Here is a 14,161-nt window from a genome sequence, read left to right as displayed (position 1 = left end):
CAGAGGGTTAGCTTTGCGGCCAGTTGCATACTAGACTGTATGTATACATGACGTGATGAGGTCGAATAATTGTCTAAGTTAAAAATGTTTGCGTGGGGGGCACTGGCATTCTTGTTGGTCACAGCCGCATTCTTTTTCTATTGCATTGAAAAACAAAGCGTTATCCCTGTCATTCATGAGTTTCATCTGGAGGAGTCTAGTGAATAATAGGTATCCACCAAGTATGAATATACTTGAGTTTTTCATTGGCGTTGGATTAGCTATTACCTTGATTGCTTTTTTCTCTTTTAAGGCTCAAAGCAACCTTCTAGAAGCCGTAGAGAGTTCTCATGTAGCCCACTCCGCGAGTCTCGTTCATATCAGAAACTATATCCATTTATTGGACAGCGAAGATCACGCACAAATAAGTAAGATATTGACCCAGATAGAAAAGTTAACCGTTGCATTAAATGATCTATCTGAAGCATCCAATGATATTACCGTAAGGTTTCCTCATTTTTTTTGGCTAGGGGATTCACTTTCTCATATGGTTGAAGACTATACCAAAACAGCTAGAGGACAGTTAGCCTTACTTGAGAAGACAATTGAAGCGAAACAACAGACAGAAAACAAGTTATCCCTACAGAAATTAGAGCGAATTGTTTTTTCAGATTCAATGGACGAAGTGGCCGAACACACTCATGAACGTCTGATGAGTAGTATTTTTCTAACGAGTAAAGCCGCAGTGTACTCATTAATACTCACTACCGCTTTAACGTTTTCGGTCATTGTTTTATATCTTAGCCACTACATAACTGAACTAAAAAAGACCAAACTGGCTCTCCAAGCTGCGGTAAAAAAAGCTGAAGAGTCCAATCACGCTAAATCTATGTTTTTAGCAACCATGAGTCATGAAATTCGCACTCCGATGAATGGCGTTATCGGCATGACTCAACTGCTCATATCAGATAATAAAGATCCTAAAATTCGGGAACACTTGACTACTTTACTAGAGTCAGGTGAGCACCTTATGGTGATTATTAATGAAATTCTAGACTTTTCGAAGTTAGAACAAGGAAAGTTAGACCTTAGCGAAGAAGAGTTTGATATCAATCAATTGTTAATACCTATAATGAATGCGTTCAAACCACAAGCTAATGATAAAAGTATCCAACTTGTTTTTGACACTAAAGAGCTTCCCAATAACTTAGTTCTAAAAGGAGATATCGTTCGCATCCGTCAAATTGTTTTTAACTTAGTGGGTAATGCGATCAAGTTTACTTCGGACGGTATGGTGAAAGCTGTATTAAAGTATGACATTAAGACAGAAAAACTCTCCTTCCAAGTTTCTGATACAGGGATAGGTATTCCAACAGCACGTTTAGAAAGTATCTTTAATCCTTTTGAACAAGCAGAGATAAGGACAATGCATGACTTTGGTGGCACAGGATTAGGTCTATCAATAGTCAAAAAATTATGCTTAGCAATGGGAGGTAATGTAACCGTTACTAGTGAGTTGGGCATTGGAAGCTGCTTCACAGCTACAGTTATAGCTCCTGTTGGAATGCGAAGTAACATACAAAAAGCTCCCCAACTACAAGAGAGTTTTGAGGGAGAAACTGTGCTAATTGTTGAGGACAATCGAGTGAACCAACTCGTTGCTAAACGCATGTGCCAAAAACTTGGTTTTACAGTTTGTATTGCTTCTAATGGTGAGGAGGCGCTAAAAAAAGTGCAAAAAGCACCTTTTAATGTCGTCTTAATGGATCACCAGATGCCCAAAATGGGAGGGATAGAAGCCACTTGCATAATACGAAATGAACATGATTTTAAGGGAACAATTCTTGGCTGCACCGCTGATGTCACCGACGAGACAGCGGCTGGTTATATGAGGGCTGGTGCAAATGGGGTGATAACAAAACCTATTAGGCTAGAGTCTTTAGCTGAAGCGATTACACAAAGTCGAGAAAGTAAGAGCTCTTATGTGATTGAGAGCTGAGCCAAGAAATTTTATCTATTGTTATGTTCGTTAAAAAGACTAAAAAGAAACTGATAATTCATATGTTTCCAGTAGCTGTAGTGAGTCACTTTATTGTACTGGTACGTTGAGCCCATAGCGACTCCCCCAAGGATTGCTTTGCTAGTTGTGACATATAGCTGCCAATAGCATATGTATTTGGAACTACTTAACTAAAAACTCATTCTCAATCACTTAAAACCATTACCTCATAATCGGACTTAGAAAAATGAGCATTTTGATAAGCCCTAACAGCCTTGCTGTTGTCTTTATGGACATATAGGCGCAGCTCTAAGCCTTTTTGTTCTTTCATTTCATGTTTTACCGCATCCAAAAGCAATGACATACGACCCTTGCCTCGCTGGGATTTGGATAAGAACATGCTTTGAATCCACCAGTAATAACCAGCGTTCCAGTCGCTCCACTCGCGAACCGCAGAGACACTCCCTACGGGAGTGTTGTTCTCATCAACTAAAACCCAATAGGTAGCAATTGAAGGGTCACGAAGCGCGACCAGAATGCCCTTTTCAAGTGTTTCTGGGATCTTAATACTCCCCTCAGCCTCTCTTGCTTCTTCAGCAGTGAAGTTAACAAGGTAGGGTAAGTCATCTAAAACGGCTTTTCTTACTTTCATCATAGCCCTCAAATTTATCAGTGGTTTCTAAAGGTTATCAAAGAATAATTGCTTAGAACATACACGGTATGTCCGTTGTGACTAGGTGAGCATGGTAAGAGCGCCGCTTAGAAAATAGCGTTTAAGCATAGCCATCTAAATTCAGAAACGAAGGGATTTTCACGCCAATTAACTACCAATAATATGGATTGTCGATAGCGGGTAAGCATGTTGGTTTTCCCTCGATGTTAGGGAGCGCTTTACTGACTAAAGATTGTGCAATCCAACCTTCAGGGTAGGACAAGTCTAGCGGAGCTTGAATTATGTCCTGACTGATTGGAGCGAATCCTGTTTTTGAGTAAAAGTTGATATCCCCGTAAGTAATGGCAACGGTGACGCCTTTTTCTTTCAGTGTCGCTAACCCAAATTTGATCAATCCTTGACCTACACCTTGCCCATGACAATCTGTTGCAACGGCCACGGGGGCTAAAAGGAATATGTTTTCACCATTTGGAAACGATAGGCGAGAGAAAATGATGCTACCGACAATGCGTTCACTTTCATCTTGAGCAATAAACACATAAAGATCCTCATCTTTGGTTGGTAAAGTGAGAAAGTCTTCCACGAGTTTCGCAATTAATGCACCTTCTTCTTTACCCTCTGAATCCGAAAATGTGTTATTGAACAGTGTAATGATTTCTTGAGCTTGTTCTTGTTTGTACAAAGCGTATTTCATATATCTATCTCTAGTTTGCAATTTTTAAAATAAAGTACTGATAGGTAAAATCTTTTGCAGCACTGCGCTCGTAAATCGAAATCTCTTTGTTAATGTCCAATAACACTTGGGACGCAGGCATAACAGCTTGTAATTCCTCAACTCGGCTTTGCAGCGGTTGCCAGTAGTTTTGCCATGCATCGACGCCTAATGAGAAGTGTTCGATCATTTCGTAGCCATGCTTTTTGAACAGAGCGAGCCGTTTAGGTATCGATTGAATGTCTGGGTAGTCTGCCAGCCAAAACTGTTTTGTCTCTTCGTCGGGAGAGTCAGTGAGCCAAACCAAATCACTCACCATCAAGACGCCATTGTCTTTCAACAGAGGCTTCCATTGTTTTAGTGCGTTCTCCATTCCCATAATGTAGACACAGCCTTCCGCCCAAATGGCATCAAAACTCTTTGCCTGAAATGGCAGTTCCGTCATGGAGGCACAAACAGGAGAAATCCGCTCATGTAACTGTGCATTTTGGATTTTTTTATTGAGCTGTTCGATGGCAATAGGCTCATTATCCACGGCGGTAATGTGCGCGGTACTGTTATCGGCTAGCAGTAATGTTGAGGTGCCAGTGCCGCAACCAATGTCTAAAATATCGGTCATTGTCTGAGGCGACATTAATGAAATCGCTTTTAAAGAGTCCTTGTGACTCCCTGGCCCCCATCTTTCTAATGTTGCAAAGACCGTCATAAAGTCTTTCATGTAACTCTCGTGTTCGTTCATATCTTTTGATAGCCACTTTAATCGGAGCGCTTCTTTTTCACTGTAACCCTGCGTACTTAACCAGTTTAAGTAAGCGCTAGGCGCACTTTGACTCAGGGAATGGTGTAACTCTCTTTGTGGACGTTCCCCAAGTAATGCCAGTAGCAACTCACGAGCGTGGATTTTTTTATCAATTTCATGGTTGAGTTGCGTCAGCCGATTTTCCAATAAGCTTCTACTTAACTTCGCGACTAAGCACTGTTCGCACTCTTTCAATGAGAGTCCTGCGCTTTGAAGTTGCTGAATCAAATACAGTCGCTGCAAATCGTTTTCGCTGTAATAGCGATATCCATTATCAAGGCGCTGGCCGTTAATAAGCCCTAACTTCTCGTAATAGAGTAAGGTGGTGCGAGATATACCCGCCTTTGCTGCCAATTCCGAAATCAAGTACATGTGAGATGAGCCTCAAGTGTTCTTAGTATTTGGATAGTATGAACTGTAGAGTTGTAGACAGGTCAAGTAGGCTCGTTCGAATTTCTCACCAACAGTGGCAGAAATTAGATGATGTTGAGTCTTACTTAAGGCTTTGAGTCAGTTGCTAGCAGTCAATGCTCAATACCAGACCTTACTTATTGATGACTAAATTAGCAAAGTTATTAGCCATAAACATTGCGACCCGAAAGCATCCCAACATGTTTGCCGTTAGCGTGTTTTATTAGATCCTTTCAAAACTAGGATCCATGGTGCCGTACGACTCTATTTTTAGGGTATAAAATCTTATTTAAGTGCGAAGAAACTTTTGATTTAAAGCGGAAGAGGTAGGCGTATTTACGGTGTGTGAGAAAGCTAGGAACAATAGAACAATTCAGATATATTGAAACAATATTAAAAGAGTTGCTACAACACGTAACTAGATTAACGTGGGCAGTAAGGGATTAGGTAGCCAAATGATAGACTTAAGTAGAGTCAGACCACTGTTCGTTACCCTAGCAAGTATCATCCTTAGTCTAATAGTTTTGCAGCTTTCGTATAAAACTTTTTTGAGTTCGTTGCAAGAACAAGCGCTAGATAGGGCTGATAGTATCGTCCATAAAATTGACTCCATTTTCTTTTACGCTGAAGAAGCAAATGAGAGAACCTTAAGCTTAGCACTGAGAGGGAATAACTGTGATGAGGCATCTTATGAGTTAAGAAAGATTGCGGCATCAATACCTTATGTTAGAACAACAAATATATCAGTTGACGGTTATATAAACTGCACTTCCCTTTGGGGAGATAGGGTATTTGAGGATGATGACGAGAGGTATGTCTTGGATAAGTTACTGTTAATGCCTGGAAGTCAGGTAGCACAAAACCACCCACTTATCGTCCTGCGTACCAATAAGGATGACATGGCGGCATTAAGTGGAATTGACGCGCTTCATCTTAGACAAACTCTCTTTAGCTCAACACTGGATTCTCACCTTGCCTATTTCTCTTTGGGTAAGATATGGCTAGATCAAAACGGTGCTCTTTTAAATCGTGACCCAACGAAACAGCTTGTTGGGGTGGAGAGTTCTAAATCTGACTTTTTTCCCTATAGCATCTCTGTTGGCTTTTCATACTCTTCACTACAGGAAGCGTTTTGGCACGAAAAAAAATTCTACATTCTATTAATTCTGTTAATACAACTTTCATTCCTGGTTTACTATTGGTGGCATACAACTCGTCCCCAAAGTCTTGATGAAGAGTTAAAGAGAGCCATCAAAAAAAAGGAGTTCGTTCCTTATGCTCAGGCCGTTGTTAATGCTAAAACACGAGAAATAGAGGGCGTGGAAATTTTAATGCGTTGGTTGCACCCTATTCAAGGTGTGGTACGTCCAGACTTATTTATTCCCCAAGCTGAAGAATCAGGTCTAATAGTCCCAATGACTGAGTTACTGTTAAAGGAAACGGCAAAGCAACTGTGTGACTACAGTAGTCATCTAACGAAGCCATTTCACGTCGGCGTCAATATATCACCCCAGCATTGTCGTGGAATGGGTTTGGCGAATGAGTGTAAAGAGTTTATTCAAACTGTAAATCAAGAAAATATCATGCTTGTTTTGGAGTTAACTGAACGAGAAGTATTGGATTTTTCTGAATCAACCGAGGTGTTGTTTAGCGACCTAAAAAAATTAGGATGTAAAATCGCGATAGACGATTTTGGTACTGGGCATTCGAGTCTTGCTAACCTTCAAAAATTTCAAGTCAACTACATAAAAATAGACCAAATGTTTGTTCAAGGAGTGGGCAGTAACCCTACCTCCAGGCACTTAGTTGAAAGTACGATAGAGTTAGCGAATCGACTCTCTCTCGAGATTGTTGCTGAAGGTGTTGAAACGGAAGAACAGCAAGAATATTTGGCTAACTATCATGTCAAATACTTACAGGGTTTTCTTTTTTCAAAACCCATACCATTAGAAGAGTTTTTGCAAGAGTATGGTGAAAAAGAAGGGGCTTAAACAGATACTAGGTATGATGGTCGAACGTCGAGATTAATTGGTACCGCTCACAGGATTTGAACTTGCTTGTCTATATATTAAAAAAACGTTCGCTTTATCGATGGAGTGAAAGCAATGGAAACTCATCGAAGCGAAAAAACATAAATTATATATACTACATTTGACAATAGACCTATTAGGAATATGGTTTTTGGCATCCCATATGCCTTTGAGGTTTTGTTATGATTGTTGTGAGAAAAGCGGACGCCTTTGACGTTGTAGAAATTGTACCACTTTACCTAAAGTATCTTGAATTTTACCAAGTCGATATTTCAGGTAAAGATCCAGCGTCTTTTATCGGTTCCCGTATTGAGAATGAAGAATCTGTCGTGTATTACGCAGCCGATGAAAGTGGGCATGTGCTTGGTTTTGCTCAGCTATATCCACTTTTTTGTTCGCTAGAAATGCGTAAGATTTGGGTTCTATACGATTTGTATGTAGATTCATCTCAGAGAAAGCGAGGGATTGGCGAACGCTTGTTGGAACAAGCAGATCAACTAGCCAAGGAAACCGATTCAGCCTTTGTTGTGTTAAGTACAGGTATAGAAAACAAAACAGCTCAATCTGTGTATGAAAAGCATGGGTACGTGAGAGATGTCGAATTCTATAACTATGTACATATAGTCAAGTAAATAAAGAAACAGCCGAGTGAATCTCGGCTGTTTTCTGACTAATGCCCTGCTCTAAATTAGGTGGACACTTTTCAGTCTAAAAAATTGGGGAGTGTTATGACATCAACCAATAAAAGAGCTCAGCGCGATTGTTCCCTCGGCAGAACGCTTTTGCCCCGTAACGATTTAGAGTTGAAAGGTTAAGGCAATATTTTGAGTCTAGATTGACCTATTTTATCTAATGACTAACATTAACTTGATCTAGGAAAGCATACGATGGATAACGGAATGACACCTACAGGTTCTGAGCGACATATATTTTTATTTGAGGGCGGCGATAAGCTCACGACTATTGGCGCAACTTTCTTCGTTTCTTATCTTTACTATCTACATGTGGATTCAACCCACAAAAACTGGGCTTCAATTAAAACACAGCGATCACGCATAAGCACTATAAATAGTTCAAAGCAGTATCATTGCGCCTGAATATCGAATATTCAATATATGAGCGATTCGAACCTAAATCGCAATAGTCTTGGTTTGAAAGGACCTACTATCAAAAAAATGGCATTGGCAGTACAAGAAAAGCTTTGAAGTGGCTGAGGTGAGAGAGTGACACTAAGAGAAAAAAAACAAGAGTATATCTCGAAAATTACAGACAGCCTGAATGCTGAACGACACTTTTTAAACATTAAGAAAGTCATTCAAGGTACAGGTTTTGCGATCGACTGTTTAATTGAAAACGAAGCCAATTATAATGATAAACCAGTCATTTTTGTGAGTTATGGCGATGAAAATGAGTGCGCTGCAAAACTACTTAAAGACTTTTGTATAGAACATTATCCAAGAACACCACCAGAAAGATTTAATTGTGAGTTATTGAGATTACCAAACACTTCGGCTGAGGAAGCTCTACTAAAGTTAGTAGAGATGTGCCGTTGCAGCCCAAGTCAATTTTATTGGGCAGACAGTCTTCACTGGTTCAAAAAATTACCATCTGGAACCATGCATGTTATCGACTTCAATCCCCCCCAAGTTTTAAGAGGATTGAATCAACAAGATCAAGAAAGCATTACTGTTAATAATAAATCTTATAATCAGGGCAATCTCAATGAAGAACACTTTGGATTAATAAACCTACACTCCTCAATATCAAATAGTATTGAGGGTTCTCTGGCAGATTTGTTTTATGCAGAAGCCCAAAGTTTAATCATTCGTCCTATACCAGCCCCTATTGGTTGTAAGTATGACAACCCAATCACTTTGAACTCACCAACTTGGCAAAAAGAAGCATGCGTGGCATTGCGGCGTTACCAATCCAAGGAATGTAAGGACGGATTTAATTGGGATACGTCGTATGACGGTTGGGAGAATGTTGCTGTCTACCCAATAGTCGAAGACATTCGAATGATCGACAGCCAGGAAGTTAGGGAGTGTTTAATAGGGCAAGTAACGATGGTGGCTCCCAAAGACGATGATGCTTATTTATCTACAGCATGGATCCATCCGTTTCACAGAAGGCAAGGTAAGTTGACAAACCTGTGGCAACAGTTAAGGACTACTTACGGTAAATTCGAGGTAGAACAGCCTAATACCAACATGCAAGCATTCGTAGTTAAGAATACACAAGAGCTATAGAATTTGGCTGTCAGCTTGGAGGTGGAACACTACGCATTTCATTGGTATTTCTGATGCGAGGCGAGGAAAATTGTACTTGGGGCAAGAGCTAACACAGACGATACAGCTTGTCTAATTACCATATTTTTTCTAATGAAAACTTTCACTTCAAGAGCCTTAACGTTAACAAGGTTCTGTCCAGGGAATGTTTTTAGTGAAGAGTTCTGTATGTGTTTAACATGTGCGGGTTAGTCGCAAGAAAGCGGTAAAAATGCATATAAAACATGGTCATAAAAATTTTTATGGCTAAATTTGATAAATTTAAGGTGTACTGATGGTTTTTACTAATGATGGGCAACCATTTTCTAATGGACAGGCAATTTGTCGTGCTTTAGAAAAATTCCTAACGGCAAATAAAGCAAGTTTTGAACGTTCTCTTATCCCAGATCTTTCTCATATTGATAGTCGTGCCGAGAATATCAATGGAATCGATATCGGGGAGGTTACGTATCAAGATAATGGTGAATATCAGTTGGATTACTCTTATGATTGGTTTGTATATCGTGGCTGCTCAAATATGGATGAATGCGGTGAATGTGAAGATTATGTAGTGTTTTCAATGGATGAAAATGGCTACATCGAGTTCGATACATCGCATCTTGAAGAGCGTGACACAATCGAAGAGTTTTAGTGCTAACAATTTAAGAGTGATTCACCACGTTTGGCACTTTTGGTTCTGGTTTAGCTCGGTGTTTATGGCGTCAAAATTTAGTGCTGTGGTAGCGTAGCTCACACCTTAATTGGGAGTTATATTTTTCAGATCGTATTTAACATATAGGGATATAGTTATGGAAATTAGACCGGAGTTTTTCTTAGATGAAATATTCAAAATTGAAGCTGAAGGAATGCTCAGTGATATCATGCTATCAACAGTAATGGTTTCGTTGGCATTTGATTTTGACGAACAAAAGCAAAAAGTAGCGCTAGGTTATATTTCCGATGTTTTGAGGGAGTGTTACAACGCGGGTCATTTAAAAGTTGCGGTGCAGCACGAAGGTGAAACTTTGTACGGGTTTGCTTTGTTGTTTATTCACCCTCAGCATCCAGCGACTTATCTACACAAAATATTTGTACATGAACCGTATAGAAACAATGGGTTAGGTACAAATATTTTAAAGAGTCTAACAGATTCAGTGAGTAGTGTTAATTTGGTATGCCCTGATAGTAAAGTTGATTTTTACGAGAAAAATGGCTTTCGTTATGTTCAACCTTTTCAAATGCCCGAAAATGACCAGTTTCAATTGTCTAAAGGTTTGTATTCAGGTTTGTCGGTAATGACTTCTTCTGAAGACACTATGGAAGCACCAATATTTTTCCTCAATGACAACGATCTTAGAACTATCGCTGGGTTGAAATAAAAATATAATGCGGCGTTAGAATGCTATGAAACTCTCTACTCAATGGATGAAAATGAACTTATGGAAAATACGTGTTCGAATTGTACATTTCTCATTGACGTTTCAGGACTCATATCCGAGTCTGATTTACCGGATGGTATTTCATTGAGGTGTGGGAAAGAAGAACGATACTTAGATGGCTGGCCTCCTCCAGTTAATAGTCCGGCCAACGAAAGTTGCGACAAATTTGTTAGTTTTGATCCGCACCGTTCTCGCTGGGATTGGGACGAAAACAAAGACCAAACAAACGCAGAAAAGCATGGAATATCGTTTAAAGATGCTGTAACCGCTTTAGAGGCGGATAGTAGATCTATTCGGATAGCATCAAAGAGTTGGGAATCCCTAGAATCATTAGATTATGAGAAGCTAGGAATCCAACAAACAATGGCAAACACTGACCCTGTTCGAGATACATATATTTTTGAAAGCAACGGGAAAGTATGGGTGTTAGTTTCTACTCTACGAGGAGAGTTCGGATTAATAAAACAAAGGGTTATATCAGTCCGAAGAGCGCGAGAAAATGAAACGAATATTTATAAACAGGGTTTAGCTTGATGTTGTGTTAGTGATTGAGTGAAAACCGCATTCTACAAGCATTTAAGAGTGACTCCCAACGCTTGGCATTTTTCATTCCATCGTTGGGTTTTGTGTTTAAGGTGCAATGGTTTAGGTTTGGTGGTGGCGTTGCTCACATCACCTTAATGCGGCCCTAGCTCTCATCGGAGGTACAAGTTTGAACTCAGAGTTGAATTCATTGTGGAGCCAAGCTGTGAAAAGTGTAGGTTTAACTGGCTTAGTTGGAAGTAAAGGGTGCCGGTTAGCTTCAAACTATGGTGAAGCAAAGCCTTGGGTCTTAGGTTCTAGTCATCCGGCCGGAACAACCGTTATGCGCTCAAACATTCAGCTGTATCATGGTTGGGACTGTCCTGTAACGCTCCGCATTGCAAAAACTATAGTTACAGATTCACCTCAAATGACATTACGTGAACTACAAACAAAAATGTTAAAGTTAGCCATAACAGGTGAAGCTACTTTTCCCTATATTTGGTGGATCTACACAAGGAAACCATCTAGTAATGTTCGCGCTATTCATGAGGATCAAAATGGTCTCTTGTTTGTAAAAATAAAGGGCAAATGGATGCAAGTGTATAAATGCCAAAAACTAGGCTCATTAGTCGGCTCCCAAGGTGAACATTATGAAGACTTCCCGAGTAATGCATACTTTGTTCTTTGGGATAACGAAGAGCAGGCACGTAGCCATGCGAGCTAACACAGTTCAATAGGGATTCAGCACGCGTGGCATCTTTGGTATGCGGTGGTTTCGGTGTTGATGTGTCATGCAGCAGCTTAGGTATTGCGTGCTTCACCCCTTAACTGAGCGTTACTTTCCCATACGTCAACTAATCCGTTACATCCTAATTTAGTAATATAACTGACAAGGTTCTGTCCAGCAACGAGCTAGCTCATGTGATGGCTAGTTTGTGTTAAAACTTTATTGTCCTCTGACATTCGTACTGTTATTTGTTCTCTAGGGAACAAATAACTGGAGCAAGAGTAACTCAAATCGCTTCGCCCCAAACAAACGTGCAAGAGAACACTTTATTGCAACTGAAGGTCAAAAAATTTGATGCAAAAACAATACTTACTGATGAGGGCATTGTCGTATTGAAAGGCTCTCAAGCGCTAACAACTGCACAGGCTAGTTTATTTAAAGACTATACAAAGTTGGGTACTAACCTAGAATAGTAAAGTGTGCTAGCACCATCTGGAGATCATTTGGTTACGGCTGAAGATATTCTGTTTACGAGTGCCTCGCAAGCCGCAGCCGTCCTATTTGGCTATCTTTGCAGTAGTCCTGATTACTAGAAAAACTCTTCAGGTAAAACATTGAAACAGATTGAAGCAGAATTAGTTTAAGTGAACGCTGCGATGACTCTCTGTTTAAATTGGCCTAACCTCAGCTCATCCAATGCTAAAGTAGGCTCAACATTATTTGGGTTAATGATATCTGAAGCTTTTCCCCAACTAAGTAAGCTTGGTTGAGAGCGATTAGATTGAGCGCTTTCCGAAACGGTGCTTATTGGTAAGCATTGTGAATCTACAGCACTCGGCACATTATTCTCTTGTTTAATGTACATGCAGCTATCAGGAATATCCTGCTCAATTCTTTCAGCAAACCCAATCAAACTTTCTTCAGCAAAGGTATACAACCATGCTTCTTGGTTGGGTGAATCATTAACTCTCAATATTCTCCCAAGGACCTGTCTAAAATAGAGTTCCGTTTTAACCGAACTCATATGACAACAAACCTGTAGCCGAGGAATATCCGTACCTTCACTTATCATCCCAACACTGACTATCCACTGAACATTCGAGTTTCGAAAAGATTCAATTTCATTTAGTGGGCTTACGTGGTGATAAGTCACAATGGTGGCTGATTGATTAAACTGCTTGACCAAGCGTTTTTGAATATCTTTCGCGTGCTTGATAGAAGCAGCGACCACCAACCCGCCTGCGTTTGGCGAAAGTTCCCTGATCTGCGCTAGCTTTTTACAGGCACTATTCAAGATGTAATCCATTGCTTCTTCATTGTGAATGACGCTTTGATAAGAAACATCGGATTCTTTAAGGCATTCCAAAATGGAAGCAAAATTCTGATTACTATTACCAATCTGGATACTCAAATGCTCGTTGTCTATCAAGGCAATTTTAGGTTGGCGACATACCCCATCAACAACTGCCTGTTGCAAGCCGTATTGATAATCGCAAACAAGCATGCCTTCTGGATCAGAATACTCTGCCATAACTATCGGTAAACGGTCAGAGCGCCAGGGAGTGCCCGATAGAGCCAGAGTATAACGAGCAAAGCTTTGGATCTTTGACACAATCTCTAGCCCCCATGAATTTGACCGCCCCTCATCATCAAACGAGCAATGGTGGATCTCATCAAATACGACTAATACCCGATATTTACTAACGGTGTTCCAGAAGTTTTCATCTAAAAAACGGATGGATTGATAGGTGTAAGAGCCCCCAAGAGAACCCAAGCCTCCATTAAAGGAACATTCCAATGTCCATGAAAAGGTATTTTTCATCCCTTCGGCAACCGAAAGCGACGGTGAGAAACAGAGAACTAAGTCAATCATACCTTCTTGAAAAAGACGCTTAGCAACCTCTGCAGCCATAACAGTTTTACCCGCACCAGGAGTGGCTTGACAGAAAAAATGTGGGCGTCGATTTGATGAAAACTTATTAATAGCCTGATCTACGCACTCAGCTTGCCATGCTCTCAACATTTTTGTGCATTACCTTGCACCACTTGCATCCAGTTCGTTAACGCATTAATTCTGCCTAATAGCTTGGCTGAGCGTTCTCTTGCCAAATTAAATAGTGGTTGTATCTCTTGCTTGTTGTTTGGAAAGCGCATCAGTAATGATTGATACTCTTCTATTTCTCCCAGAGTTATCGCTAACTCACCTTCATGCCGCTTCTTCTCTTGCGCCAATGTATTTAGGGAAGAATCGAGAATTTGACCAGTCACTGATTCCTCAGTGACCTTTCTTTTTCTGGGCATTCTAGGCTCAATAGTGAGCGCTTTGAAGTCATTGGTTTGGTGGTAGCGCTTGTCCCTGCGAGTCCCAGTTACAGAAAGCCATCCTTTCTCCTCAAATGATAAAAGTTGCTTATAAACATACTTTCGAGCATCGTCACTGCTCGGAAAGGTTGAAGTACCGTTTAACAAAGCATCCCTAGCTTCTATAACAGAAAAATTATCCATCCCTTTTTCAATCAATAGGTTAAACATATCAAGGTTAATTCTGGTTACTTTCTTCATGTGACTCTTTCATTCAATAAAAACTTAGGATTGCTAAG

Annotated in this window: 14 protein-coding genes; 9 read left to right on the top strand and 5 right to left on the bottom strand. The window is 40.2% G+C overall.

From position 1 onward, the window contains the following. The first annotated feature begins 69 nt into the window (after positions 1-69). Both R7190_RS04130 and R7190_RS04125 read left to right on the top strand, forming a co-directional pair. Complete coding sequence (locus tag R7190_RS04130) at positions 70-207, top strand: hypothetical protein (protein ID WP_157664337.1); 138 nt, start codon at positions 70-72, stop codon at positions 205-207. Positions 208-223: 16 nt separating this feature from the next. Continuing rightward, a complete protein-coding gene (locus tag R7190_RS04125; RefSeq protein WP_206969664.1) occupies positions 224-1,978 on the top strand; it encodes an ATP-binding protein in 1,755 nt (584 codons plus the stop codon). A gap of 205 nt (positions 1,979-2,183) precedes the next feature. Here R7190_RS04125 and R7190_RS04120 read toward each other — a convergent pair whose 3' ends face one another. From R7190_RS04120 to R7190_RS04110, 3 genes are all read right to left on the bottom strand, one after another. Beyond that, the gene (locus R7190_RS04120; protein WP_047101822.1) at positions 2,184-2,633 is read right to left on the bottom strand and encodes a GNAT family N-acetyltransferase; all 450 of its coding nucleotides are present in this window, start codon (positions 2,631-2,633) and stop codon (positions 2,184-2,186) included. A 169-nt stretch (positions 2,634-2,802) separates the two neighbouring features. Beyond that, entirely contained in the window at positions 2,803-3,345 is a 543-nt protein-coding gene (locus R7190_RS04115; RefSeq protein WP_065767030.1) for a GNAT family N-acetyltransferase, read from the bottom strand. A gap of 10 nt (positions 3,346-3,355) precedes the next feature. Further along, the gene (locus tag R7190_RS04110; protein WP_158159601.1) at positions 3,356-4,534 is read right to left on the bottom strand and encodes a methyltransferase domain-containing protein; all 1,179 of its coding nucleotides are present in this window, start codon (positions 4,532-4,534) and stop codon (positions 3,356-3,358) included. Positions 4,535-5,028: 494 nt separating this feature from the next. On the opposite strand from R7190_RS04110, the gene R7190_RS04105 reads away from it, so the two are divergent. From R7190_RS04105 to R7190_RS04075, 7 genes are all read left to right on the top strand, one after another. Next, a complete protein-coding gene (locus tag R7190_RS04105; RefSeq protein ID WP_065646511.1) occupies positions 5,029-6,564 on the top strand; it encodes an EAL domain-containing protein in 1,536 nt (511 codons plus the stop codon). A 221-nt stretch (positions 6,565-6,785) separates the two neighbouring features. After that, entirely contained in the window at positions 6,786-7,235 is a 450-nt protein-coding gene (locus R7190_RS04100; RefSeq protein ID WP_158159600.1) for a GNAT family N-acetyltransferase, read from the top strand. 591 nt (positions 7,236-7,826) lie between these two features. Further along, the gene (locus tag R7190_RS04095) at positions 7,827-8,852 is read left to right on the top strand and encodes a hypothetical protein (RefSeq protein ID WP_158159598.1); all 1,026 of its coding nucleotides are present in this window, start codon (positions 7,827-7,829) and stop codon (positions 8,850-8,852) included. Between the two features lie 313 nt (positions 8,853-9,165). Next, complete coding sequence (locus R7190_RS04090) at positions 9,166-9,522, top strand: hypothetical protein (RefSeq protein ID WP_158159597.1); 357 nt, start codon at positions 9,166-9,168, stop codon at positions 9,520-9,522. Positions 9,523-9,679: 157 nt separating this feature from the next. Then, the gene (locus R7190_RS04085) at positions 9,680-10,249 is read left to right on the top strand and encodes a GNAT family N-acetyltransferase (RefSeq protein WP_158159596.1); all 570 of its coding nucleotides are present in this window, start codon (positions 9,680-9,682) and stop codon (positions 10,247-10,249) included. A gap of 42 nt (positions 10,250-10,291) precedes the next feature. Continuing rightward, complete coding sequence (locus tag R7190_RS04080; RefSeq protein ID WP_158159595.1) at positions 10,292-10,843, top strand: BrnT family toxin; 552 nt, start codon at positions 10,292-10,294, stop codon at positions 10,841-10,843. Between the two features lie 214 nt (positions 10,844-11,057). Further along, positions 11,058-11,558, top strand: a complete 501-nt coding sequence (locus R7190_RS04075; RefSeq protein WP_158159594.1) for a hypothetical protein — start codon at positions 11,058-11,060, stop codon at positions 11,556-11,558. Between the two features lie 643 nt (positions 11,559-12,201). Here R7190_RS04075 and R7190_RS04065 read toward each other — a convergent pair. Next, positions 12,202-13,584 (bottom strand): DEAD/DEAH box helicase, encoded by a 1,383-nt coding sequence (locus tag R7190_RS04065; RefSeq protein ID WP_005378561.1) that lies wholly within the window; start codon positions 13,582-13,584, stop codon positions 12,202-12,204. Next, a complete protein-coding gene (locus tag R7190_RS04060) occupies positions 13,578-14,123 on the bottom strand; it encodes a hypothetical protein (RefSeq protein ID WP_065646501.1) in 546 nt (181 codons plus the stop codon). The genes R7190_RS04065 and R7190_RS04060 overlap by 7 nt, the downstream gene beginning before the upstream one ends. Between the last annotated feature and the right edge of the window lie 38 nt (positions 14,124-14,161).

Source organism: Vibrio sp. 1078-1 (assembly GCF_033340475.1).
Note: the sequence above shows the minus strand (reverse complement) of the source record. Positions and strands in the feature narration are given on the sequence as shown.